Genomic DNA, 25368 nt, shown 5'->3' with positions numbered 1-25368 from the left:
ACTAGCCCACCAGTTGATTGAGAGAAAGGATCGGCAGCAGGATCGCCAGGACGATCACCAATACCACAGCACCCATGAATACCAGCATGAAGGGTTCGAAAAGCCCCACCAGTAGCGAGACCTGCGCCGCCAGGTCGTTTTCCTGATTGCGCGCGGTGCGGGCGAGCATCTGATCGAGCTCGCCGGATTTCTCGCCGCTGGCGATCATGTGCAGCATCATCGGCGGGAATTCGCCGGTGGCATCCAGCGCGCGGGTCAGACTGCCGCCTTCGCGCACCCGCTGCGCAGCCTCGATGACCTTGTCGCGAATGCGCAGGTTGGCGATTACCGCGGCGGCGATGCCCAGCGCGTCCACAAGTGGCACACCGCTGCGGGTGAGGATTGCCAAGGTCGAGGCGAAACGCGCGGTATTGGTCGCCCGGGCCAGGCGCCCCACCAGCGGAATGCGCAGGATGAAGGCGTGCCAGCGGCGCTTGATCTTCTCGTCGCGCAGCGCCTGGCGCATGGCTACGCCAGCCGCGACGATTACGATAAGCATCAGCCAGCCCCAACGCTGCACCGCCTCACTGACGGCGATCAGCCCGGTGGTCAGCGCCGGTAGTGCCTGGCCGGTATTGACGAAAACCTTGACCACATCCGGCACCACATAGCCCAGCAGAAGCACCACGATGGCCAGCGAGGCCACCAGCAGGATCACCGGATACAACAGCGCCAGCTGAATCTTCTGCCGTGATTGCTGGCGTTGATCGGTGTAATCGGCCAGTTGGTCGAGCACCAGCCCGAGATGGCCGGCGTGCTCGCCCGCCGCGACAGTGGCGCGGTACAGCTCGGGAAACGCCGACGGATACTCGCGCAGCGACCCGGCCAGGCTGTGGCCCTCCATCACTCGCGCCCGCACCGCCAGCAGCATTGATTTGATCTTCTGCGACGTCGATTGCGCAGCCGCGGCACGCAGGGCTTCTTCGATGGGCAGCGCGGCTTGGACAAGGGTGGAAAGTTGACGGGTCACCAGCGCCAGATCACGTGCCGAAAGCCCACGACCGAAGGCGAAGCCACCGCCGCCGCTGTCCTCCTTGGCCTTGGCCTGCTTGACCTCCAGCGGGGACCATTGCTTCTCACGCAGCAATTGACGAGCCTGGCGCGGGCTATCGGCCTCGATCAGGCCTTTTTGCTCGCGACCGCGCGGGTCAAGGGCCAGGTATTCGAAGGCGGCCATCAGGCATGGCCTCCGCAAAGCCGGCCATCGCTCCCGTAGCCCGATCCGTTTAGCGCATGCCAATCAATGGCGTTCATCTCATTCCTCGCGCGTCACGCGCAACACTTCTTCGATGGTGGTCACGCCTTCACGCACTTTGCGCAGACCGTCTTCGCGAATGCTCGGCCCGAGGCGTCGGGCATGGCGAAGCATGTCCTGCTCGGGCGCACGGGTATGGATCATGCTGCGCAGGGCGTCGTCGAACATGACCAACTCGTAAATACCGGTCCGCCCGCGATATCCCAGCTGGCGGCAGACGTCGCAACCCTCGGCGTGATACAGCGTCGGCGCCTCGCTCGGATCGAGGCCGAACAGGGCACATTCGGCTTCGTCGGCGATGTAGGCGCGTTTGCAGTCATTACACAGCACGCGGACAAGGCGCTGGGCCAGTACGCCGAGCAGCGACGAGGAAATCAGGAACGGCTCGACGCCCATATCGACCAGTCGCGTCACCGCACCAATGGCGCTGTTGGTGTGCAGCGTCGAGAGCACCAGGTGGCCGGTAAGCGAGGCCTGCACGGCCATGTCGGCAGTCTCCTGGTCGCGGATTTCGCCAACCATCACCACGTCCGGGTCCTGACGCAAAATGGCGCGCAAGCCACGGGCGAAGGTCATGTCGACCTTGGTGTTGACCTGAGTTTGGCCAATGCCCTCGAGGTTGTATTCGATCGGGTCCTCGACGGTGAGAATGTTGCGCGTGCGGTCGTTGAGGGTGACCAGGCTGGCGTACAGCGTTGTGGTCTTGCCCGAGCCGGTCGGACCGGTGACGAGGATGATGCCGTGCGGCTTCTGCACCGCCTGTTCCATTACTTTCCGGTCGCGGTCGCTCATGCCCAGATGGCGTAGGGTCAGGCGCCCTGCCTGCTTGTCGAGCAGACGCAGCACCACCCGCTCGCCATTGGCCGAAGGCAGCGTCGAGACGCGGATGTCCACTTCGCGACCACCGACGCGCAAGGAAATACGACCGTCCTGGGGGATGCGCTTCTCGGCGATGTCGAGCCGCGCCATGACCTTGATCCGCGACACCAGCAACGCCGCCAGCTCGCGCTTAGGCTGCACCACTTCGCGCAAGATGCCATCGATGCGGAAGCGGATTACCAGGCGTTTCTCGAAGGTTTCGACGTGGATATCCGAGGCGTTTTCCTTGATCGCCTCGCCGAGAATGGCGTTGATCAGACGAATGATCGGCGCATCGTCTTCCTGTTCGAGCAGGTCCTCGGTTTCCTGAATCTGGTCGGCCAGGCTGTGCAGGTCCATCTCGTCGCCCAACCCCTCGACCATCAGCATCGCCGCTGACGAGTCGTGCTGGTAGGCCGCGCTCAACGCTTGCTCGAATTCCTCCTGCGCCAACCACTGCATCGCCAACGGACCGCCGGCGACGCGCTGCGCCTCCTGCAGCGCAGTGAGCGGTGCGCCCTCGCGCGCGCATAGGCGCAGGCCTTCGGGGCGATCCAGCAGAATCACTCCATGACGCCGAGCGAAGGCGAAGGGCAGGCGCCGCTGAACAGGGTCCTCCAGCAGAGCGGTCATCTCGTTCACGTCCAATTCGGCCATGCTGAATTTCTCACGAGTAATGCAATCGAAGTTCGTCGGCGTCCAAAGCCGGCGCAACCAACAGCTTTGGACTACAAGGAATGCATGACATTGCAAACCTTCGACAGTTTTTTCCAGGCTGTCGAACCGGGTCAGCCGCAAAACGGCACCTAGGTCGAATATAGACAACGCCTCGGACGAATACCCCGTCTATGGCCCGCCATTCATGATTGCGTCGCGCATAACCTGGCATGAAGCCTTAGACGAAGGTCTAACCCAATACCAGCAAGGCCTGTAGCGTTACAAAGCAACCTAACGGTCACGTTTTGAACGGGCCGACACCGCAACGTTCCGATTAAAACGGTTGTTTGATTTGCCAAGCCCTTGCAGAATGCCGCGCCGCAACGGTCTCAACCAGCAGTTACACCCGGTCGCCATACGCAGTGGCCGGGCGAAAAGTAATGCCAGCGTGCAATAGCCGGGTTACCAGGCAGCCCGCTGGTTACGATCAAGCAGGAGAACAAGAACAATGCACATTGGTGTTCCTCTCGAAACCAGGCCCGGTGAAACGCGCGTCGCCGCGACACCGGAAACCATCAAGAAGCTGATCGGCCAAGGGCATCAGGTCACTGTGCAGAGCGGTGCAGGCGTACACGCCAGCGTCCCGGACAGTGCCTTTGAAGCGGCAGGCGCAACCATCGCCGATGCCGCTGCGGCGTTCGCAGCAGAGATCCTGCTGAAGGTGAACGCACCGAACGAAACCGAACTGGCGCAGATGCAGCCAGGAACGGTTCTGATCGGCATGCTCAATCCCTTCGACAACGACAACATCGCACGCATGGCCGAACGCGGTATCACCGCCTTCGCCCTAGAAGCGGCGCCGCGTACCTCGCGCGCGCAAAGCCTCGACGTGCTGTCATCCCAAGCCAATATCGCCGGCTACAAGGCGGTGATGGTCGCGGCAAACCAGTACCCGCGCTTCATGCCGATGCTGATGACCGCCGCCGGTACGGTCAAAGCCGCACGGGTGTTGATTCTCGGTGCCGGCGTCGCCGGTCTGCAGGCCATCGCCACGGCCAAGCGTCTGGGCGCGGTGATCGAAGCCTCGGACGTACGCCCGGCGGTGAAGGAGCAGATCGAGTCCCTTGGCGCCAAGTTCGTCGACGTGCCGTGCGAGACCGACGAGGAGCGCGAATGCGCCGAAGGCGTCGGTGGCTATGCCCGTCCCATGCCCGCGAGTTGGATGGCGCGCCAGGCCCAAGCCGTGCACGAACGTGCCAAGCAGGCCGATATCATCATCACCACCGCGCTGATTCCGGGCCGCAAGGCGCCGACGCTGCTGCAGGAAGAAACCGTGCAGCAGATGAAGCCCGGCTCGGTGGTGATCGACCTCGCCGCCTCCCAGGGCGGCAACTGTCCATTGACCGAAGCCGACCAGGTGGTGGTCAAGCATGGCGTGACCCTGGTTGGCTACACCAACCTGGCGACCCTCGTGCCGGCGGATGCTTCGGCGCTATACGCCCGCAACCTGCTGGACTTCCTCAAGCTGGTGATCGATGGCGAAGCCAGGTTTCAGCTCAATCTCGAAGACGACATCGTCGCCGCGTGCCTGATGTGCCGCGACGGTCAGGTCGTGCGCACCAACGGTTAAGGGAGCCCGAACATGGACATGATTTCTGATGGCATCTACAACCTGATCATCTTTGTGCTGGCGATCTACGTCGGCTACCACGTGGTCTGGAATGTCACCCCCGCGCTGCACACCCCGCTGATGGCGGTGACCAACGCCATCTCGGCGATCGTCATCGTCGGCGCCATGCTGGCCGCCGCCCTGACCGTCACCCCGATGGGCAAGTTGATGGGCACCCTGGCGGTGACCCTGGCCGCCGTGAACGTCTTCGGTGGCTTCCTGGTTACCCGGCGCATGCTGGAAATGTTCAAGAAGAAGGAGCGCGCAGGCGCTAAGGCGGAGTCCAAGCCATGAGCATGAACCTGATCACCCTGCTCTACCTCATCGCTTCGGTGAGTTTTATCCAGGCTTTGAAAGGCCTGTCGCACCCTACCACCTCACGCCGCGGCAACCTGTTCGGCATGATCGGAATGGGTATCGCCGTGGTCACCACGGTGTTTCTGGTATTCAAGCTCGGCGCGCAGCTGGTCGAGAGCGCCAGTCCCTGGGCCGGCCTGGGCTTCATCATTCTCGGCCTGCTGATCGGCGGCACCATCGGCACGCTGATGGCCAAGCGCGTCGAGATGACCAAGATGCCCGAGCTGGTCGCTTTCATGCACAGCATGATCGGCCTGGCCGCGGTGTTCATCGCCATCGCGGCGGTGCTCGAACCGCAGTCGCTGGGCATCGTCCAGGCCATCGGCTATCCGATTCCGGCCGGTAATCGCCTGGAGCTGTTCTTGGGTGCAGCCATCGGCGCCATCACCTTCTCCGGTTCGGTGATCGCGTTCGGCAAGCTCTCCGGCAAATACAAATTTCGCCTGTTCCAGGGCGCACCGGTGGTGTTCGCCAACCAGCACAAGATCAACCTCGCCATCGGCGTGGCGATTCTGGTGCTGGGCCTGATCTACACCTTCAGCGGCAACTTTACCGCGTTCATGCTGCTGGTGGCGCTGGCCTTCGTGATCGGCGTGCTGATCATAATCCCCATCGGCGGTGCCGACATGCCGGTGGTGGTATCGATGCTCAACAGCTACTCGGGCTGGGCGGCGGCCGGTATCGGCTTCTCACTGAACAACTCGATGCTGATCATCGCCGGCTCGCTGGTAGGTTCTTCCGGCGCGATCCTCTCCTACATCATGTGCAAGGCGATGAACCGCTCGTTCTTCAACGTGATCCTTGGCGGCTTCGGCGGCGCGGCAGATGCCGGCCCGGCCAAGGGCAGCCAGGAACAGCGTCCGGTCAAATCCGGTTCGGCCGACGATGCCTCGTTCCTGCTGGGTAACGCCGACACCGTGATCATCGTCCCCGGCTACGGCCTGGCGGTGGCCCGCGCTCAGCATGCGCTGAAGGAGCTGACCGAGAAGCTGGTCGAAAGGGGCGTGACCGTGAAGTATGCGATCCACCCGGTGGCCGGCCGCATGCCCGGACACATGAACGTGCTGCTCGCCGAGGCCGAGGTGCCCTATGACCAGGTGTTCGAGATGGAGGACATCAACTCCGAGTTCGGTCAGGCCGACGTGGTGCTGGTGCTCGGCGCCAACGACGTGGTCAACCCGGCGGCGAAGAACGATCCGAAATCGCCCATCGCCGGCATGCCGATCCTCGAGGCCTACAAGGCCAGGACAATCATCGTCAACAAGCGCTCTATGGCCAGCGGCTATGCCGGCCTGGACAACGAACTGTTCTACATGGACAAGACCATGATGGTCTTCGGCGATGCCAAGAAGGTGGTCGAGGATATGGTCAAGGCTGTGGAATAACAGCACCTTGCAATACCAAAACCCCTCCCGGCCTGGCCGCGAGGGGTTTTGTTTTTTGCGAAGGATTCAGAGACCGAACACCTTGGCCAGATGCGCTTCGTAGCGCTGGATGTCCGCTTCGATGGACGGCCGCTTCATCACATCAACGCTGAGGAAGGTGGGCAACCCGCTCATGCCGAGAAACTCGTTGGCCTTGTGGAACGGGAAATAGACGGCATCGACGCCCTTTCCTTCGAAGAAGTCGCTCGAATCATCGAAGGCCTGCTGCGGCGCATTCCAGGTCGCGGAAATCATGTACTGCTTGCCGTGCAGCAACCCGCCGCTGCCGTATTTTTGCGAGGCATCGGAGCGCGTACGGCCGTCGTTGGCGTAGAGGCTGCCATGACCTTCGGTGAATACCTCGTCGAGGTACTTCTTCACTGTCCAGGGCGCGCCCATCCACCAGCCGGGCATCTGATAGATGACTACGTCCGCCCAGAGGTACTTGGCAACTTCCTCGGCCAAGTCGTAGCCGGCATCGATCTGCGTCTGCTTGACGTCGAAGCCGGCACGGTCGAGAAAGCTCAACGCGGTTTCATGAAGGGTGGCGTTGTAGCGGCCATCGGAGTGGGCGAACTGTTTTCCGCCGTTGAGCAGCAATACGTTTTTCATAGAAGTAGGTGACCTGATCAGTTACGAATGGCGAGCAGCCTAACGATTACTAATCCGGCGAAACAGAGCCTTCGCGACAAAAGCGAATTGACTGAAAGTCACGAATACTCGGTCGGCTCATGCGATAGCTTTCTCAGCCAGACACTTCCCGTACGGAGCAAAACCTCATGGGCGACGCCTGCGCCTTCATCCTCCACGCCTACACGCGACCGGACAAAGCCGAAGAATTCGAGGCGCTGTTCAAAAGCTATGTCGCCCCGAGCCGGGCCGAAGACGGCTGCATCGAATATCACATGTTGCGCGATGGCGAGGACCCGACGCTGTTCATCTTCTACGAGGTCTGGCAATCGCCCGAACATCTGCAGGCGCACAGCGCGCTGCCGCACATGCGTCGCTTCCACGAACAGCGCATGGATTTCCTGACACGTGACTTCGAGATTCGCCCGATCGAAATGATCAGCCCGTCATCCGCAACGGACTGAGTAGCGGCCTTGCGATGAACAGTTCAGCCAATAGAGCAGCAGTACAGTTGGTTGCCGTTCGAAACTGAACCGGCACAATCCATATCGCCTGTGACTGTTACGCAACAGCGCGGCACGCGACTCTATCTGCCCATAACCCATCCCCGCGAAGCAGCGGGAAGGAGAGGCACATGGAGCGCGTACTGCCCCGCACGCTCACCCTGCGTATCGGCACGGCACCGCTACGCCGATTGCTGCAACTGTTGCGGCTCTGGCAGCAACGCGCACGCACGCGCCGCCAACTGGCCGCACTCGACGATCGTCAGCTGGCCGACGTCGGCATCAGCCACAGCGAACGCATGGACGAGCTGACTAAGCCCTTCTGGCGCTGACGCCGTGCTTCCCAGCCGAAGTCCCGGGGCCTAAGCTGAACGGCACCCTGATGCGGCGGTCGAAAGAGCGTCGGCGGGAAGCCGCGTCTAGCCTGGAGAATCTTATGAACAAGTATTTATTGCCGTTTGCCGCTGCCGCCTGGCTGATAGCGGGTACCGCATCGGCTGGCAGCATCACCGGCACCATCGACGCCATCGGCGCTTCGCTGGTCAACACCGTCGAAGGCACCTCCGACATCACCTCGGACCTGGGCGACGACAAGCTGGTGCTCGATGCGCGTGACGATGCGGCCCGCTTCGTCGCCAGCAATGGCGAGACGCGTGGCGCCCAGCTGGAGGCAGCGCTCGGCCACATCCGCAGCCAGGCGCCGAGCCTTGAGGCTAGCGATCTGGAACTGGCCAGCGCGATCCTGGCGCTTTAATCGGTCACACCGAATCCTGGTCCGCGACGCTGGCCGTCGGGCTGGCGTTTCGCTAGCCTTGGCAGCTGATTTTTCGGCACCGGGATTTACATGCGTTCGCTCTACCTTGTACTGGCCGGCTGCTGCTTCTGTGGCAGCGCGCAGGCATTCGACAGCATCTTCGCTGGCACCGTCGCCTCCACCTATGTCGCCAGCCAGGTCACCACGGCCCCCTTCGACAACAAGCTGATTCTCGATTCGCGTGACGAGGCGGCCCGCTTCGTCGCCAGCCAAGGCGAAATCCGCGGCGCGCGGCTGGAAGCGGCGCTGCGCTGGCTGCGTGAACAGCAGCCACAACTTGCCGCAAGCGACCTTGAACTGGCCGAGGCAATCCTCGTCCAATGACCCACCCGATTCACGAGACTCCATCATGAACCTGAAGCTGATCGCCGCGCCTTTTGCGCTGGCCATCCTGACCACCAGCGCTCAGGCGCAAGCCCTGGTCGCGACGAGCAATATCGTCGTCAACGCGCTGGACCGCAGCATCAATTTCACTTCGGACGTCACCAGCCGCATCAGCGATATGAAGATCGTCAGCGAAGCCCGGGACGAGGCCGCAGGCTTCGTTGCCAGCGGTGGCGCGATCCGTGGCGCGAGGCTAGAGGCCGCCTTCGGTAGCCTACGCAGTAAATTCCCCGAAGCCCGACAAGCCAGCGATCTGGCACTGGCTGAAACCATCCTCGCTCAGTGAAATCATCTCGCGCCTGGTGGCTAGCCGTTGCGCTCACTGCGCTCACCAACCTTTGTCAGGCCGACCTGCGGCTGACGCTGGAAGACAGCGATCTGCAACCGGCCGAGAGAGCAGCCAGTCAGGAGCTGCTGGACGAAGCGGTGGCCGCTCTGCCGCCACGGATGATCCAACGACTCGACCGAGACGTCCGTGTTCGTTGGCATGATGGCTTGACCCATAACGTCTATGGCAGCGCGGGCGGCGATCTGCTGTTACTCAACCGCCGCCTGCTGCCCGGGCTGACCGATGGCAGCGCCGCTGATCAGCGCACCGAGCGCCCACACGGGACGGTGCGGCGAGAATTGCTGGCGACGCTGGTCCACGAGATCGCGCACCTGTATGACCGCGCCCAGCTCTGGTCGCAGGAAGACCATCGGCAACTGGCGCTCTGCGGCCAGCGCGCTGCCAGCCTCGGCTTGGTCGGGCTGCCGGACCGCTGCCGCGGCCAGACTGAACGCCGCTTTACGCTCAGCGACGACCCGCGCCTGCTCGACCTGGCGGGCTGGCCCCAGCGCGTCGGTCAGCGCGGCGAAAGAGAAGCCGAGAACGCCCAGATTGCTCGCAGCCCGGACACCTACGAGTTGACCAATCCGTTGGAATTCGTCGCGGTGAACCTCGAATATTTTCTCCTCGACCCCAGCTATGCTTGCCGTCGCCCTTCGCTGCACCGCTACTTCCTTGAGCATTTCGGCTGGCAGCCCGCCGACGTAGCGGATTGCGAGCCGGGCCTGCCGATACTCAACGCCGGCCACGATTTCGCCCGCACGCCGCTGGTGAAGCTCGTCCCGGAGCGGGTCTACGAAGTGGACTATCTGTTCGCAGAGGCCAACGACGCCTGGGTCAGCCGCTGGGGCCATAGCATGCTGCGCCTGGTCATCTGCGCACCGGGCCGACCGCGCGGGCCGGATTGCCGACTGGATCTCGACCATCATCTGGTGCTGTCTTTCCGCGCCTTTGTCGGCGACGTGCAACTGTCGAGCTGGGACGGCCTCACCGGCGTCTATCCGTCGCGTCTGTTCGTCCTGCCGCTGGGCCAGGTAATCGACGAGTACACCAAGGTGGAGTTACGTAGCCTGGCCTCGATCCCGCTCAAGCTGCAACGCGACGAGATCGACATGCTGGTTGAACGCAGCGCAGAGATGCACTGGAGCTATGACGGTGACTATTACTTTCTGTCCAATAATTGCGCCGTGGAAACCCTCAAGCTGCTGCGCAGCGGCACGGCCCGCCCCGAGCTCGCCGCGCTGGACAGCATTTTGCCCAGCGGCCTTCTGGAAATTTTGATCAACCGCGACCTGGCCGATGCCAGCGTGCTGGACGACCCGCGCGAAGCGCTGCGCCTGGGCTATCGTTTCGATTCCTACCGCGACCGCTATCAGGCCATGTTCGCCGTGCTCCGCGAACGCCTGGGGCTGCCGCAAAAGAATGTCGAACAATGGCTGGAACTCAGCGCCGAGCAACGCCGCCCCTGGATCGACAAGGCTGATCTGCGCACCAGCGCGGCGTTGCTACTGGTGGAACAGGCAGCCCTGCGCCGGCACTTGTTGCTAGCGCAGGAGGAGCTGAAGAAGCGCTATCTGAGCGGCCGCGAACGCGGAGACGATAGCTTGGCCAAGGCCGACGACGCCTTGCAGGGGATCCTCGCTAACAGTGGCTACCTCAGCCGCCCGGCCGAGCTGCTCAATGGCAGCGGTTACGGCCTGCCGCAGGCCAATGAGTGGCAACGATTGGAACAGGAAAGCAGCCAGCGTCAGGAACGGCTCAGTCAGCTCACCGAGACCTTGAATGCGGAAGTGCGCCTATTGCTGGGCGAAGAGCGCCGTCTGGAGCTCGAAAGTGTAGAGGCCAACCTTGCGCAGATCGGCGAACATTTGCGGGCGTTGCACAAGGCTGGCGGTGGTTTGCAGTTGCCCTGACGCGGCGCGAGCAAGACATCGATTGCTCACATGCTCCGCGTGGAGCGCTGCTCTGGACGCAAGAGCGTGAGCGTAGGAACGACCAATCGTTTCGCTCCACGCCATCTAGAGTTCAGCTAAACCCACTGCGGTGAGCTGAAGCGGAACGCCGCCCGGCCCACCCTACTGCGCCACGCCGGCGAACCGTAGGTTGAGCTGAGAACAGCGACGGAGACTTTCTCTGGGCGAAAAAAAACCTCGAACTTCATTGGGGGAGGGGGAAGTTCGAGGTCCAAATCCGGACCGCTAAGGCGAGGTCCAGATGATCTGCCAACACTTAACACAACAAGGAGCATCGAAGGGCTTCTACACCCTTCGTAGCCTAAGACTGGGTATTTGCACCCAAGTTCATCGGAATTTTAATTTTTTTTGCTTATGTTTATCGAAGCGCTTTACCACGGAGATTCGCTGAACAATTTGCGCTGTCGATGCACCATGACGCCTAGCCGACATCAGTGCGCCTCGTCCCAGTTGTCGCCGATGCCGGCCTCGACCAGTAGCGGCACATCCAGCTCGGCCGCCTGGCTCATCAGCGGGCAGATGCGCTCACGCACCTGCTCGATCAGATCCTCGCGCACCTCCAGCACCAGTTCGTCGTGCACCTGCAGAATCACCCGCGCATCCAGCCCGCTCTCCTGCAACCAGTTGTCGACGCTGATCATGGCGCGCTTGATGATATCCGCCGCGGTGCCCTGCATCGGCGCATTGATCGCGGTGCGCTCGGCGCCTTTGCGCATGGCGCCGTTCTTCGAGTTGATCTCCGGCAGGTACAGCCGACGCCCGAACAGGGTTTCGACGTAGCCTTGTTCCGCCGCCTGGGTACGGGTGCGTTCCATGTAAGCGAGCACGCCGGGGTAGCGGGCGAAGTAGCGGTCGATATAGGCCTGTGCTTCCCCGCGGCTGACGTCGATCTGCTTGGCCAGGCCGAAGGCGCTCATGCCGTAGATCAAGCCGAAGTTGATCGCCTTGGCGCTGCGCCGCTGGTCGTTGCTGACCTGATCCAGCTCCACGCCGAACACCTCGGCAGCGGTGGCGCGGTGCACGTCCAGGTCGTTCTGGAAGGCGTAGAGCAAGCCTTCGTCCTGCGCCAGGTGCGCCATGATGCGCAGCTCGATCTGCGAGTAGTCGGCCGCCAGCAATTTGTAGCCCGGCGCCGCGACGAAGGCCTGGCGGATGCGTCGGCCCTCGGCCGTTCTGATCGGGATGTTCTGCAGGTTCGGGTCGCTGGAGGAAAGGCGCCCGGTCGCTGTCACTGCCTGGTGATAGCTGGTGTGAATGCGGCCGGTGCGCGGATTGATCTGTTGCGGCAGCTTGTCGGTGTAGGTGCCCTTGAGCTTGCTTAAAGAGCGGTGCTGCGTGATCACCTTGGGCAGCGGGTAGTCACGCTCGGCCAATTCGGCCAGCACGCTTTCGGCCGTCGAAGGCTGGCCACCGGCGGTTTTCGACAGCACCGGGCAACCCAGCTTGTCGTAGAGAATCGCGCAGAGCTGCTTGGGCGAACCGAGGTTGAATTCTTCACCGGCGATATCGTAGGCCTCACGCTCCAGCTCGATCAGCCGCTCGCCCAGCTCGACACTTTGCAGCCCGAGCAGATTGGCATCCACCAGCGCACCGTTGCGCTCGATTCGCGCCAACACCGGCACCAGCGGCATCTCGATCTCGTTCAGTACCTTGAGCAGCGACGGCGTGGCTCCGAGCTTGGCCAGCAAAGTCTGGTGCAGGCGCAGCGTGACGTCGGCGTCTTCGGCGGCATAAGGCCCGGCCTGCTCGATGGCGATCTGGTCGAAGCTCAGCTGTTTGGCGCCTTTGCCAGCAATGTCCTCGAAACGGATGGTGCCGCGGCCCAGATATTTCAGCGCCAGGCTGTCCATGTCATGGCGCGTGGCGGTGGCGTCGAGCACGTAGGATTCGAGCATGGTGTCGAAGGTCATGCCGCGAATTTCGATGCCGTAGTGCATCAGCACGTTCATGTCGTACTTGCCGTGCTGGCAGATCTTGCGCTTGGTCGAATCTTCCAGCAGCGGCTTCAGGGCGGCGAGCACCGCATCACGGTCGAGCTGCTGCGGCACGCCCATGTAGCTGTGGCACAGCGGTACGTACGCGGCTTTCCCCGTCTCGATCGCAAAGGAAACGCCCACCAGTTGCGCCTTCTGGGCATCGAGACTGGTGGTCTCGGTATCGAAGGCGAAACAGTCGGCGCTCTCCAGCTTGGCCAGCCAGGCGTCGAATTCGCCCTGATCGAGAATGGTGTCGTACTCGGCTTCTGCCTGGATCGAACAGCCCTCCGGCTGCACCTCGCAATTCTCGCCGGCAGCTTTTGCTTCGCGCAGCAGCTCGTCGAGCCAGGCCTTGAATTCCAGCTCGCGGTACAACGCGATCAGCGCTTCGCGGTGCGGCTCGCCGGGCATCAGATCGGCGACCTGTACATCCAGCGGCACATCAATCTTGATCGTCGCCAGCTCGTAAGACATAAACGCCGCGTCGCGGTGCTCCTCGAGCTTGACGGCCAGCGACTTGGCGCCGCGGATTGGCAGGTCGCAGACTTTTTCGAGGTTCTCGTAAAGCCCCTTGATGCCGCCGGGAATGCCGTTGAGCAAGCCGCAGGCGGTCTTCTCGCCGACGCCGGGCACGCCCGGGATGTTGTCTACCTTGTCGCCCATCAGCGCGAGAAAATCGATGATCAGCTCGGGGCCGACACCGAACTTGGTCCTGACGCCTTCGATGTCATAGACGCTGCCGGTCATGGTGTTGACCAGAGTCACATGCGGGCAGACCAGCTGGGCCATGTCCTTGTCGCCAGTGGAGATAACCACATCGCGTTTGAGCGCCGCGCATTGGCGCGCCAACGTACCGATCACGTCGTCAGCCTCCACGCCATCTACGCACAACAGCGGCATGCCGAGGGCGCGAACGCTGGCGTGCAACGGCTCGACCTGACCACGCAAATCATCCGGCATCGGCGGGCGGTGGGATTTGTATTCGGCGAACAGAGTGTCGCGGAACGTCGGCCCCTTGGCATCGAAGACCACTGCAAACGGGCTGTCCGGATATTGCTTGCGTAGCGACAGCAACATGTTCAGCACACCCTTGACCGCGCCGGTGGGTTTACCGGTGGAGGTGGTCAGCGGCGGCAGGGCGTGGAAGGCGCGATAGAGGTAGGACGAACCGTCCACCAGAACGAGGGGCGCTTGGCTCATGAGCAGGATCAACCTTTTCGGCGGGCCCGCAGCTAGAATGCATCGGACCATCTGACGACAAAGGGGCAAGGTTATCATGCGAGCAGTCAAACCTCTGATGCTGGCCAGCCTGCTGGCGCTCGTGCCGCTCACCGGTTTTGCCCAGGAGTCGGTCGAGGGCGAGCCCGACGTGACCATCCGCCAGGAAGGTGATCGCACCGTCGAGGAGTACCGGGTCAATGGCTTCCTCTATGCTGTGAAGATCACGCCCAAGACCGGCAAGCCATACTTTCTCGTCCGCGCTGATGGTGACAGTAACTTCATCCGCGCCGACCGCCCGGACATGCTGATTCCGGCCTGGGAAATCTTCAGCTGGTAACGCAGCGCAAAACGTAACGGAAGGCACGTCATGTCTGTATTCACGCCTCTGCAACGCGAAGAGCTGGAAGCCTTTCTCGCACCTTATCAACTGGGGCGCCTACGCGACTTCGAAGGCATCGCCGCCGGTAGCGAGAACAGCAATTTCTTTATCAGCCTGGAACAGGGCGAATATGTCCTGACGCTGGTCGAACGCGGCCCGACCCAGGATCTGCCGTTCTTTATCGAACTGCTCGATGTGCTGCACCGCGCCGGTCTGCCGGTGCCCTATGCATTGCGCACCGAGCGCGGCGAAGCGCTGCGCTCCCTGGCAGAAAAACCCGCAATGCTGCAGCCGCGGCTACCGGGCAAACACGTCACCTCACCTAATACCCATCACTGTGCCGAGGTGGGACGGCTGCTGGCGCGGCTGCATCTGGCGACCCGCGAGCACATCCTCGAACGCCGCAGCGATCGCGGCCTGGACTGGATGCAGGAAGAAGGTCCCAGCCTCGCTATGTCGCTGAGCGAAGACCAGTTGCCCTTGTTGCGTGATGGCCTCGCCGAAATCGCCGAATTGAAACCGAAAATTCTGGCCCTGCCGCGGGCCAACCTGCATGCCGACCTGTTCCGCGACAACGTTCTGTTCGAGGGCAGTCACCTCACCGGCGTGATCGACTTCTACAACGCCTGTTCGGGGCCGATGCTCTACGACATCGCGATCACGGTTAACGACTGGTGCTCGCACCCCAACGGCGAAATCGACGAAGAGCGCAGCCGAGCGCTGCTGGCCGCCTATTCCGCCCTGCGCCGCTTCACCCCAGCCGAAGCCGAGCTGTGGCAGCCCATGCTGCGCGTCGCCTGCGTGCGTTTCTGGCTCTCGCGTCTGATCGCCGCGCAAAACTTCGCTGGGCAACCGGTGTTGATCAAGGACCCAGAAGAATTCCGCCGCCTGCTCGCCGCCCGCCAGCAGTTTCATAGCGCGCTGCCATTCGCGTTCTAGACGGGCCTGCCGCAACCGAGCAATGCCATCGCAACCCTCATCTCGTTGCTGCTGGCTCTTGCAGTGATCGCTAGTGAAATCGACTTTGCGACGCGAAATCTATCGGCTCCGCTTGCTGTCGAATCCAATAGCTACGGCCGTAGCTACAAGGGCAGAGCGAGGAACCTATTCCATGTCGTCAGCGTCAAGTAATCCCCGCCGGTGCTCGTCGCCACGGCTGGTAAGATGCCGGCTTCAGCCATCGGCTCAGTTGCGGATCGATTCCGTCTGCAGCATTCGCCGTTCAAGGAGCTGGCACGACACTTCCGCACGACTGTACAAACGCGCGCTGCCACTGATGCTGCGCTCACTATCCTGATGCGCCTGACCTGCCTGGCCCGGTGGCATTGTTTTCAGGGAAACAACAATGACCTCACGCTATGTAATCAATGCCTCCGTCAGTCCCAAGGGCAGCCTGGAAACGCTGTCTCAACGGGAAGTCCAACAACTGAGCGAAGCCAGCTCGGGCAGCACCTACACGCTGTTCCGCCAGTGCGCCTTGGCGATCCTCAACACTGGGGCGCGCATCGACAACGCAAAGACCATCCTCGAGGCCTACGACGACTTCGAGGTCCGCATCCATCAGCAGGACCGTGGCGTGCGGCTGGAGCTGCTCAACGCACCCGCCGATGCCTTCGTCGATGGCGAGATGATTGCCAGCACGCGGGAAATGCTCTTCAGCGCATTGCGCGACATCGTCTACACCGAAAGCGAACTGGGCAGCCCACGCATCGACCTGAGCAGTTCCCAGGGAATCACCGATTACGTCTTCCACCTGCTGCGCAATGCCCGCACGCTGCGGCCCGGCGCGGAACCGAACATGGTGGTGTGCTGGGGCGGGCACTCGATCAGCAGCGAGGAATACAAGTACGCCAAGCGGGTCGGCCACGAGCTGGGCTTGCGCAAACTGAACATCTGCACCGGCTGCGGCCCGGGTGTGATGAAAGGTCCGATGAAGGGCGCAACCATCGCCCACGCCAAGCAGCGCATCGTAGCCGGCCGCTACTTGGGTCTGACAGAGCCAGGCATCATCGCTGCCGAGGCGCCGAACCCGATCGTCAACGAACTGGTGATCCTGCCTGACATCGAAAAGCGTCTGGAAGCCTTCGTCCGTGTCGGTCACGGCATCATCATCTTCCCCGGCGGCGTCGGCACTGCCGAGGAATTTCTCTACCTGCTGGGCATCCTGCTGCACCCGGACAATCGCGACGTGCCCTTCCCGGTCATCCTCACCGGCCCGGAAAGCGCCGCGCCCTACCTGCGGCAATTGCGCGAATTCGTCGGCGCCACCCTCGGTGAAGAGGCCCAGCAGCACTACCAGATCGTCATCGACGACCCGGCCGAGGTGGCGCGGCAGATGGTCGAGGGGCTGAAGGCGGTCAAGCAGTTCCGTCGCGAGCGCAACGATGCGTTCCATTTCAACTGGCTGTTGAAGATCGAAGAAGGTTTCCAGCATCCATTCGATCCGACTCACGAAAACATGGCCAGCCTGCAACTGACCCGCGACGTGCCACCGCATCTATTGGCGGCAAACCTGCGCCGCGCCTTTTCCGGCATCGTCGCAGGCAACGTCAAAGACAAAGGTATCCGGCGCATCGAGCAATACGGCCGTTACGAGATACATGGTGACGCGGCGATCATGAAGCCACTGGATAACTTACTGCAGGCCTTCGTCGAACAGCACCGCATGAAGTTGCCCGGCGACAGGCCATACGTGCCCTGCTATCGGGTGGTCACCTAAGAAACGGGGCGTGACTGACAGGTAGCGCTGCGCTCCCCGCTGCAGCTCCGGTAAGCACTTCCGTGATGGCTGATCGATCAGCTCATCCTTACGCCATTACTGCAAACGCAGGGCTGAACATTATTGAAAGCCCTGCTTAGCAATTCATGACTAACGTCTGCCCATCGGCCGGAATAAGTAGCTGATGGGCCACGCCAGCGCCAATTGCAGCAGTCGCCAATTCCTCTCGGGTAACAGGACAGTGGCTGATAGCCTCAAGATGGTTGGCCACTACCCTGCCCCGACTCAATCGCGTGAATTCAAGCACCTCATCGACACCCATGATGATGTCGCCGCCGATATCGAAACGCGCTCCTCCTGCGGGAACAACGCTGACCTGAGGTTGATGCTGCAGGACAAACTCTCGAACCGCCGCAGTGAGAACGGTGTCGCCCGCCAGATACAGGCTGGGCTCGCCGGGTATCTCGATCAGATAGCCAACGCCGTGCTCCATCAACTTCCCGATCAGGCCATTACCATGAGTGCACCTGACCGTACGAATAAGCCCATCCAGGAATGGGCTTGGCTGCTCATGATCATCTGGAAGTGGCTGGACATTCAGGCCTCGTTCCGCGAGATGCGGCGCATCATGAGGGGTACAGATGACGGGAATCTGCCGCTCTCTAAGCCAGTGCTTGGCGGCCCGGTCGAGGTGGTCGAAATGGCCTTTCTGACAGTGCGTGATCAAGCAGTGGGTTACGCCTTCGAGCGCGTCAGCTGCCGAATCAGGTAGCTCAACCACAGGGTTTCTCTGCCGTGCGGACAACACCCGTAGTGGAGGAAGCGCTCCTTTTTTCGCCAGCATGGGATCGACGAGAACGCGGTAAGGACCCAGTTCGAGAATAATTGTGGCGTTGCGGATCTGCTGAATTTTCATCATGAAGCCCCTCAGGTAGGACTTCATGGTGCCGAACAACAACTGCAGCCATAATGGCCAATTTAGACATATTTGGTTCATTTCAAGCCATGTCCAGAACGCTTCGAGTAGGCCTTCTCCTGTTCCCCGGCTGCATGCCTGCCGGCCTGCTCGCTTTTGCAGATATGCTGCATGCCGCCAACCGTCGAACCGGGCTACCGCTTTTTGAAGCGCGCTTCATTGCCTTGCAGAGCGGCCCGATTGCATGCGCACATGGCTTGGTTCTGCAAGCAACACATGCCCTCAACGACGGTGCACTCGAAGCCATATTGATACCCGGATTCTGGGCAGAATCAGCACAACATATCGATAAGACACTGGCTGCTAATGCTGACCTCGTGGCCGCCTTATCCAGACAAGGAAAGCGTTGCCAGCTGTGGAGCTACTGTGTGGGTGTTTGCCTGACAGCTGCGAGTGGCCGCCTGAACAACCAGTGCGCGACCGTAACCTGGTGGCTGGCTGACACGATGCTCAAGCGTTATCCAAAGATCCGCTGGCAGAGCGAGAAAAATTGCATTTTCAACGAGAGCAACGCCACCGCTACGGGAGTAAACGGCTATCTGCCGATCGCACAATCGTTGATTGAGCGACACGTCAGTCCCGCGGTTTTTCGCGACCTCATAAAATTGATGGTGCTCCCACGTCCCGCACTGTCGCATGACGCATTTCAGGCCATAAGTCTCATCGAGCAACCCAGCAGGCTGCTGCGTCAGGTTCATGCCCTGGTGGAACGACTGCCAGCCGAACAAATCACCCTGCTGAAGCTGGCTATAGAACTTGGCATGTCCGAACGCTCACTGGCACGCAAGATAAGAGGTGAGACGGGAGTGCCTGCGGCCGCCTATGCACGGCGCATTAAGTTGAGTCAGGTGAGCGAACGTCTCACTCTGACCTCCGCGTCGGTCAGCTCCATCAGCGCCGAGTTGGGTTTTAGCAGCGACTCCAATATGCGGCGAATGTTCAAGGAACTGACCGCGCTCACCCCGGCGAAGTACCGACAGCGGTTTTCGCGCTGCTAGGATCCCAAGCGTCGATCATGGTTACTTTCCACCTCCAGCTACCACAACCCCAAAAGCTGGCACTATGATGGCCTTTCGCACTGTAATGATGCGTTGTTAGCGTAGTTATGTGCGCTTCTTTACGTGGCGAAGCGCTGTGCATCCGGCAGCCAATCATCATGTGATCCGACCAGTACCCGTAAATCAAATGGAAACATATTGGGTTCGCTTTTTGCAGGAAAGCATTAGCATTTTTGAAATAAGGGCTATGCATGACACTTTGCAGCGATGAGATGGCGCTCAGCAGGCCAGAGCGTAGCTGGCTGCCGTGGTTCGGCAATACCAGCAAATTGCGCATGGGTTGGGCCTGCTGGGTCAATTCGAATCGCTACGAACAGCTTGAGGGGATCTTTGAAAGCCTGTCGGCCACGAGAGTAAAGCTGCTTCAGCAATGGTGCGACAACCAGTGGACGACGCTGGAAGCGATCGGCCAAGCAGTGGCGGTGGACCTCTCGGGCGTCAGCCGCGAACAACTGGCCCTTCTCAAAAGCAAAATGCCGGACGCGACGGAGTTGTTTCTGCTCGATGCGTCCGGAAAACTCATCAAAAGCAGCGTCTCTGACTCCACACCGGACAATCTGAATGCCAGTGCCGTACGCACCGGTCTGCGCCAACGTTTTCTGCACGGCCCATATGTCGATCCGCGCACCCGGTTGCTGGGCGCGTCGACATCCAGTTTCCATGACGCCGTAACGCTGATGTTTTACCAACCGCTAGCTTGTGGCGGTTGCCTTTGCGCGCGAGTCCCCAATGACGTACTTGGTGATTTGATTCAGCGAGAAGCAGGACATATTTACCAAGAGTCAGGGGACAACTACATTTTTATGGTCGAGTCGCGCTTCGACTCGTCCATCGAGCCGGGCCGAGCGTTATCGCGATCGCGCTTCGAGGACAACACCTTCAGCCATGGCGACAACCTGAAAGACGGTATCCGTACGGCATGGAGCACGGTGAGCGTCCGCGAGCATACCGAGTTCGAGGTTCGCTTTACTGACCCGGCGACCGGCCAGCTACACCCCGGTGTTCGCGAGACGATCCGCAAGGGACAAAATACTTACGTCTGCTACCCAGGGTACGCCGACTATCGTCATATCCCGGTCATCGGCAAAGGTGTGACTTTCAGTCTTTCCGGCTCGCCCGATCGCTGGGGAATGATGTGCGAAGCCGATCTCGAGGAGGTATACCGATACCGCTCGCTCAGCTATGACCTGATGAAGCAGTTCCTTCTCCTCATGGTAATGATTGCCGGCACACAAGTCGGTCTGGCCTGGTCCGAACTCCAGCAGCCTTTCGCTGGCCTGATCGAACTGGGCGTATTAACCGCATCGGCGTGGTGGTTCTGGCGCAACGGCACCAAGAAGCTGGCACGTCGAATGGGTCGTATGACCGAAATCATCCGCAACATTGCGGAGGGGGAAGGCAATCTGCGGCAGCGACTGGACACTACGCGTTTCGTACCCGACGAGACCGGCGAGCTCGGACGCTGGGTGAACAGCTTCATCGATAACCTAGACACCATTGTCGGACGGCTCAAACAGGCCAGCCAACATGCGCTGCACAACAGCGAACAGATGCTCAAGCATAACCAGGGGGCCAGCGATACAGCGGAGGAAGTCACGCTGACTATCAATCAAATGTTGGGCATGATCGAGGCCCAGCTGCAGACGGTCAGTAGTGCTTCGGATACCGCTGCGCAAATGAAACAGACCATGGGGCATGTAGTCGAGTCGGCTCGTGAACGTTTGGAAACCGTCAGTACTGGCACGCAGAAGATTCGAGATATTGTTGAAAGCTCGGCTCACAGCGTACAGCAGCTTGACCGGCGCTCCAGTGAAATCGTCGGAATGGTCTCGCTGATTACCGACATCACCAGCCAGACCAATTTATTGGCGTTGAACGCTGCAATCGAAGCCGCACGAGCCGGTGAACACGGACGCGGTTTTGCAGTGGTAGCCGATGAGGTGCGCGCGCTGGCATCGCGGACAGCCAACGCCGCCGAAGAGATAAGCAAGGGTATTACGTCGATCCGTGACGCTACTCGCGAGGCAGTGGCTCTGATGGAGCAAGGCGTTGCCGACGTCGACGAGCAGATGAAACAGGCCAGTACTGCTTCAGATGGTAACGACACGCTGCATCAAACAGTGGAGGAACTGTTCGAGGTAATCGCAGTGATGGATATCAACAGCAAAGAGCACGGCCGCCAGGCCGGACATGTGGCGCAGACCACCCAAGCGATGGCCGAGGTAATTCGAACCCTGCGCTACAGCTCTGACCAGGTCAAGGAAACGGCAGCGAGGCTGAATCAGTTATCCGACACGTTCCGAGTGAGCTCGGATCGTGCGTGACGCTAACGCTGCGGGTTGATTCAGCCAAGTCTGTTGCAACCCAGCCACACGCTTAGCGCAGCATTCGACAATCGAATCAGCGCTGCTCATCTGCCCAGTCGCCACTCATTTTCAGCGGCTCGCGCAGAAAGGTGAGCGCTCGCTGAAACATAGGATGGCAATCGCCATAAGGGGGTCGTCGACAGTTGAAACGACCTTACCTGACCAAGATAGTCGGCATTCAAAAGCCCAATTGCCACCAATCACGGCGTCGCTGATGCCAGCCTCTTCCGCCAACTCACGTAATGCAGCTTCGCTGGTTAACCGGCAAGCCGGGAGAGCGCCATCGTCTGCTTTCTGGCTGGTTTCTCCGGTTGGACAGTGTCAGCTCTTGGCCACTATCGGATCCGTACTCCTCGAGACGGATGCAGCTCCGTTATGCAACCGATTAGCCGTCATGGTCTGGCGCGAGGTGCCAGCCGCACAACCAGCGCGCCGATAGACGCCACGGTCGCTAGCACAACCACTCCGCTCCAGCCCCACTCGGCAAAGACCACACTCCCCACTCCGGCGCCGGTCGCCATTCCGATAAACACGCCTGTGAACAGCGCTGCATTCAAGCGACTGCGTGCAGGCGGATCGATGCCGTAGACAATCGTCTGATGGGCGACCAGCGTCGCCTGAATACCGAAGTCGAAACCGATGGCGGCTACCACGATCAAGCCCAGCTGAGCATCAACTGGAACTACATTTGCCAGGCCTAATGCGGCGAAAGAGATTGCAGTCAATGCCGCGCCAAGGCGAGTCACACGCTCGGGCCCACTGCGATCGGCCAGCCGGCCAGCTAATGGGGCGGCCAAGGCACCAGCAGCACCTGCAAGCCCGAACGCACCGGCCGCCGCACTGCCCAACCCGAAGTTGGCATGAAGCATCACGGCGAGTGTCGACCAGAATGCACTGAACGCGACCGACAACAAACCTTGGGAAATTGCAGCGCGACGCAAGGCTGGATACCGGGACCAGAGGTTTGCCATCGACCCGAGCAGCGCGCCGTATCCCAGCGATGTAGTCGGTGCGAATCGCGGCAACCCGCGCCAGGCGCCAACGCCGACCAGCGCAATGGAGACCGCCGCCAACCCGTATACCGCACGCCAACCGAACTGATCGGCAATCAAGCCGCTCAGGACCCGGGAGAGCAGGATACCCAGCAGCAGACCGGTCATGACCGTTCCGACAACCTTCCCACGTTGCGCCTCTGGCGCGAGGGTCGCGGCAGCCGGAACGATGTCTTGGGCCATTGTGGCGGCGAGACCAATCGCCAGGCTGGCGATAAGCAGGGTGCCGCCCCCCGGCGCGATGCTGCTGAGCAACAAGGCCAACATGAGCATGAAGGCCTTCGCAAGAATGATCTGACGTCGATCGTACCGGTCTCCCAACGGCGCCAACAGGAAGATGCCCAGCGCATAGCCAAGCTGCGTAAGCATCGGGATCATCCCTATCGCATACTCGCCTGCCTGGGTGTCCGCTCCCAGTACTGCCAATATTGGCTGGCTGTAATACAAGGTGGCGACGCTGAGGCCAGCGCCTGCAGCCAATAAAAAAACGAGCCCGCGTGAAGGCGCGAACGCGCTCTGTTCAAGCGCGGGAGAGAGATGTGCAGAGGTCATGGCGATTTCCGAGTGATCTGAACGGTAGCGTCATTCTCATCGCGTATTGAAAAGCTCTGTAGTAGCCTCAAATCTGTTATGCGAGCAGCGTATGAACGAACCTGTTGTACCCGGTCTTGATCGCATCGAATTGCTGCGTACCTTCATCCGCATTGTCGAGGCCGGCAGCCTATCGGCTGCCGCCGCGCAGCTGAGCACGACCCAACCCACCGTTAGCCGTCGCCTGCAGACGCTGGAAAGGTCGCTTGGCCTGCAGCTGCTCAACCGCTCGACCCACGGTATGCAATTAACCGGTGACGGAGAGCGGTGCTACACCTACGCCAAACAGGTACTGGAAAGCTGGACGGAGATGGAAGCCGAGCTGCTCGGCGCCCGCGAGGACCCTCGCGGAACGCTCCGCGTGCAGGTACCGCACGCCTTCGGGCAGGACCAGTTGATCGCCCCGCTAGGGGAATACCTGCACCAGTATCCGAACGTGAGCGTGGAATGGGTGCTGCATGATCGCAGGCCCGACTTCGTGGCCGAGGGGATTGATTGTGCGATCCAGGTCGGCGTCATCGAGGATCCTTCGGTGATCGCCATCCGCCTCGGCGAGGTGCCCCGGATTGTGGTCGCGGCGCCGAAACTGTTGGGCAGCGAGCCGTTACCTGGCTCGACCGAAGAACTCCAGCGGTTGCCCTGGCTGGCTCTACGGACCTATTACACCGACGAGGTTGTACTGACTTGCTTGGCGGATGGGCGCTCTCACCGTTTTTCGATCCAGCCCCGAGTGAGCACTGACAGCCTCTACGCTCTGCGTAGCGCAGCGCTCGCCGGGCTCGGCGCTTGTGTCAGCTCAGCTTGGATCGTCGCCCGAGATCTTGACGAGGGCCGCTTGATTCAATTGATACCGCAGTGGCAGGCACCACCTTTGCCTGTCTACCTGATCTACCCACATGCGCGCAGCGATCCCGCCAAGCTGCGCTTATTCGCCGAATTGATCCGTAGCCGCATGCCAAACCTCGTTGGGCTGCGGGCGGCAGGAGCGAACGCACTGGATCCGAACAGTCGCCGCTAACGCAGCAACTGGGTTAAGCCTTACGTAAAGCTCCATGCCAGTCCGCTTTTGGCCCAAGCGTAGACACGTGTCCGCCACCCGGCCAGGACTATGTCATCAGCGTACGGATCAGAGCTCGCACCTGTAAGACAGACGAATCTCAATGCTCAAGCCACCGTCGGCGGGCATGCTGATAAGCGTCCTGATCGCCATAGCCCAGGCGCGAGGCAATCTCGCCAGCGGCCAGGCCCTGCAATTCGAAGTGCTGCTCCAGCTCCGCCCGCACCAGATCGAGCAACTGGCGGAAGCTCAACCCCTGATCATCCAGACGTCGGCGCAAGGTCCGCGCACTCTGATGCAACGCTGCGGCCTGCTCTTCCAACCGCGGAATTCGGCCTTCGGCCAGCGCTTCACGCATGTTGCGCGCCAGTTTCCCGGCCCAGCCGCTGAGCTGTCGCTGGCGTCCCAGGCGGCGTTCCAGTTCCTGACAAATGATCTCGTGCATCCCGGCGTGGCGAGTCAGTAGCGGTATGGCAAGGTCATCCAGAGCGAAGCACAAGCGATTGCTTGCACAACCGAAATGCACCGAATCACCGAACGCCTCGTTGTAATGCGCGTGATATGCGGGACGGGGGTGACTGAACTCCACTCGCGACGGCTGCAGCAAGTGGTTACTGGCCTCGCGCATCACGGTCAGGCTCATTACGAAGTAGTGCTCGATGGTGAAGCGAGCAAGGTCGTTTGGCGCATCGATCGTCACCTGGACGCCTGCATCCCGCTCAGTTTCGACGTAATCGATGGTGTCCATGTCAGACGCCAACCGGCCATAGCGCGCCCAGAGCCGCATGGCGTCCCCCACGTCAGCGCAGTAGCTGGCCGATATCGCCAGGACGTGCCGATCCTGTGCAGTGAAATGCGCAAACAGATGCAGGCCGATAGCAGCGTCATGCTGCTGCGCTTCCGCCAGTAACTCTTCCAGGGCAACCATGCTGTAGTCCCCTTCGCGATGCCGGCGCATGGCTTGTAGGTGACGCTCCAGAACCAAGCCCAACGCGCCGCGGTGGTAGCGCTGCGGATTGGCCACTTCTCGGGGATTTCTGTCCATTTCACGCATGACGCGGGCCAAGCCCCTGTTTTCTTAT

Annotated in this window: 22 protein-coding genes; 15 read left to right on the top strand and 7 right to left on the bottom strand. The window is 61.0% G+C overall.

The window, feature by feature from the left end:
• Position 1: 1 nt before the first annotated feature.
• On the bottom strand, positions 2-1216 hold the full coding sequence (gene xcpS / locus NAV33_RS10070; protein WP_255979543.1) for a GspF family T2SS innner membrane protein variant XcpS: 1215 nt from the start codon (positions 1214-1216) through the stop codon (positions 2-4).
• 78 nt (positions 1217-1294) lie between these two features.
• Entirely contained in the window at positions 1295-2809 is a 1515-nt protein-coding gene (gene gspE / locus NAV33_RS10065; RefSeq protein WP_423836663.1) for a type II secretion system ATPase GspE, read from the bottom strand.
• Positions 2810-3317: 508 nt separating this feature from the next.
• Between gspE and NAV33_RS10060 the strand changes: the two genes are divergently transcribed.
• Genes NAV33_RS10060 through NAV33_RS10050 form a run of 3 tightly spaced genes read left to right on the top strand, consistent with a single transcriptional unit; the run spans position 3318 to position 6220 of the window.
• Positions 3318-4439, top strand: coding sequence for a Re/Si-specific NAD(P)(+) transhydrogenase subunit alpha (locus NAV33_RS10060; RefSeq protein WP_255979541.1), 1122 nt, complete (start codon positions 3318-3320; stop codon positions 4437-4439).
• Between the two features lie 12 nt (positions 4440-4451).
• Positions 4452-4772, top strand: a complete 321-nt coding sequence (locus NAV33_RS10055) for an NAD(P) transhydrogenase subunit alpha (RefSeq protein ID WP_021209089.1) — start codon at positions 4452-4454, stop codon at positions 4770-4772.
• Complete coding sequence (locus tag NAV33_RS10050; protein ID WP_255979539.1) at positions 4769-6220, top strand: NAD(P)(+) transhydrogenase (Re/Si-specific) subunit beta; 1452 nt, start codon at positions 4769-4771, stop codon at positions 6218-6220. The genes NAV33_RS10055 and NAV33_RS10050 overlap by 4 nt, the downstream gene beginning before the upstream one ends.
• Before the next feature lie 66 nt (positions 6221-6286).
• On the opposite strand, the gene NAV33_RS10045 is transcribed toward NAV33_RS10050, so the two are convergent.
• The gene (locus tag NAV33_RS10045; protein WP_255979537.1) at positions 6287-6871 is read right to left on the bottom strand and encodes an NAD(P)H-dependent oxidoreductase; all 585 of its coding nucleotides are present in this window, start codon (positions 6869-6871) and stop codon (positions 6287-6289) included.
• Between the two features lie 167 nt (positions 6872-7038).
• Here NAV33_RS10045 and NAV33_RS10040 point away from each other — a divergent pair, with 167 nt between their 5' ends.
• The 6 genes from NAV33_RS10040 (at position 7039) to NAV33_RS10015 (ending at position 10831) form a co-directional block, all read left to right on the top strand.
• The gene (locus NAV33_RS10040; RefSeq protein ID WP_255979535.1) at positions 7039-7353 is read left to right on the top strand and encodes a putative quinol monooxygenase; all 315 of its coding nucleotides are present in this window, start codon (positions 7039-7041) and stop codon (positions 7351-7353) included.
• Positions 7354-7523: 170 nt separating this feature from the next.
• Entirely contained in the window at positions 7524-7724 is a 201-nt protein-coding gene (locus NAV33_RS10035; RefSeq protein WP_255979533.1) for a DUF1127 domain-containing protein, read from the top strand.
• Between the two features lie 104 nt (positions 7725-7828).
• Positions 7829-8146, top strand: a complete 318-nt coding sequence (locus tag NAV33_RS10030) for a DUF2388 domain-containing protein (RefSeq protein WP_255979531.1) — start codon at positions 7829-7831, stop codon at positions 8144-8146.
• Positions 8147-8236: 90 nt separating this feature from the next.
• Positions 8237-8530 (top strand): DUF2388 domain-containing protein, encoded by a 294-nt coding sequence (locus tag NAV33_RS10025; RefSeq protein ID WP_255979529.1) that lies wholly within the window; start codon positions 8237-8239, stop codon positions 8528-8530.
• A 25-nt stretch (positions 8531-8555) separates the two neighbouring features.
• Positions 8556-8876: a DUF2388 domain-containing protein gene (locus NAV33_RS10020; protein WP_255979527.1), complete on the top strand. Its 321-nt coding sequence runs from the start codon at positions 8556-8558 to the stop codon at positions 8874-8876.
• Positions 8873-10831 (top strand): DUF4105 domain-containing protein, encoded by a 1959-nt coding sequence (locus NAV33_RS10015; protein ID WP_423836662.1) that lies wholly within the window; start codon positions 8873-8875, stop codon positions 10829-10831. Before NAV33_RS10020 ends, NAV33_RS10015 begins: the two co-directional genes overlap by 4 nt.
• A gap of 491 nt (positions 10832-11322) precedes the next feature.
• Here NAV33_RS10015 and polA read toward each other — a convergent pair whose 3' ends face one another.
• Positions 11323-14067, bottom strand: a complete 2745-nt coding sequence (polA, locus tag NAV33_RS10010) for a DNA polymerase I (protein ID WP_255979525.1) — start codon at positions 14065-14067, stop codon at positions 11323-11325.
• 76 nt (positions 14068-14143) lie between these two features.
• On the opposite strand from polA, the gene NAV33_RS10005 reads away from it, so the two are divergent.
• From NAV33_RS10005 to ppnN, 3 genes are all read left to right on the top strand, one after another.
• Positions 14144-14425, top strand: a complete 282-nt coding sequence (locus tag NAV33_RS10005; RefSeq protein ID WP_255979523.1) for a DUF2782 domain-containing protein — start codon at positions 14144-14146, stop codon at positions 14423-14425.
• 30 nt (positions 14426-14455) lie between these two features.
• Positions 14456-15406 carry a homoserine kinase gene (locus NAV33_RS10000; RefSeq protein WP_255979521.1) on the top strand — a complete coding sequence of 317 codons (951 nt, stop codon included), beginning with the start codon at positions 14456-14458 and terminating at the stop codon, positions 15404-15406.
• A gap of 406 nt (positions 15407-15812) precedes the next feature.
• A complete protein-coding gene (gene ppnN / locus NAV33_RS09995) occupies positions 15813-17186 on the top strand; it encodes a nucleotide 5'-monophosphate nucleosidase PpnN (RefSeq protein WP_255979519.1) in 1374 nt (457 codons plus the stop codon).
• Positions 17187-17322: 136 nt separating this feature from the next.
• Here the strand turns inward: ppnN and NAV33_RS09990 are convergent, their stop codons facing one another.
• The gene (locus NAV33_RS09990; protein ID WP_255979517.1) at positions 17323-18102 is read right to left on the bottom strand and encodes an MBL fold metallo-hydrolase; all 780 of its coding nucleotides are present in this window, start codon (positions 18100-18102) and stop codon (positions 17323-17325) included.
• A gap of 53 nt (positions 18103-18155) precedes the next feature.
• On the opposite strand from NAV33_RS09990, the gene NAV33_RS09985 reads away from it, so the two are divergent.
• Positions 18156-19160 carry a GlxA family transcriptional regulator gene (locus NAV33_RS09985; protein WP_255979515.1) on the top strand — a complete coding sequence of 335 codons (1005 nt, stop codon included), beginning with the start codon at positions 18156-18158 and terminating at the stop codon, positions 19158-19160.
• A gap of 251 nt (positions 19161-19411) precedes the next feature.
• The gene (locus NAV33_RS09980; protein WP_255979514.1) at positions 19412-21544 is read left to right on the top strand and encodes a methyl-accepting chemotaxis protein; all 2133 of its coding nucleotides are present in this window, start codon (positions 19412-19414) and stop codon (positions 21542-21544) included.
• 434 nt (positions 21545-21978) lie between these two features.
• Here NAV33_RS09980 and NAV33_RS09975 read toward each other — a convergent pair whose 3' ends face one another.
• Entirely contained in the window at positions 21979-23190 is a 1212-nt protein-coding gene (locus NAV33_RS09975; protein ID WP_255979512.1) for an MFS transporter, read from the bottom strand.
• Positions 23191-23281: 91 nt separating this feature from the next.
• Between NAV33_RS09975 and NAV33_RS09970 the strand changes: the two genes are divergently transcribed.
• A complete protein-coding gene (locus NAV33_RS09970) occupies positions 23282-24247 on the top strand; it encodes a LysR family transcriptional regulator (protein WP_255979510.1) in 966 nt (321 codons plus the stop codon).
• 139 nt (positions 24248-24386) lie between these two features.
• Here NAV33_RS09970 and NAV33_RS09965 read toward each other — a convergent pair whose 3' ends face one another.
• Complete coding sequence (locus NAV33_RS09965; protein ID WP_255979508.1) at positions 24387-25340, bottom strand: AraC family transcriptional regulator ligand-binding domain-containing protein; 954 nt, start codon at positions 25338-25340, stop codon at positions 24387-24389.
• Positions 25341-25368: the final 28 nt, after the last annotated feature.

Origin of the sequence: Stutzerimonas stutzeri (genome assembly GCF_024448715.1) — a bacterium.
GTDB classification, from domain to species: domain Bacteria; phylum Pseudomonadota; class Gammaproteobacteria; order Pseudomonadales; family Pseudomonadaceae; genus Stutzerimonas; species Stutzerimonas stutzeri_AR.
Note: the sequence above shows the minus strand (reverse complement) of the source record. Positions and strands in the feature narration are given on the sequence as shown.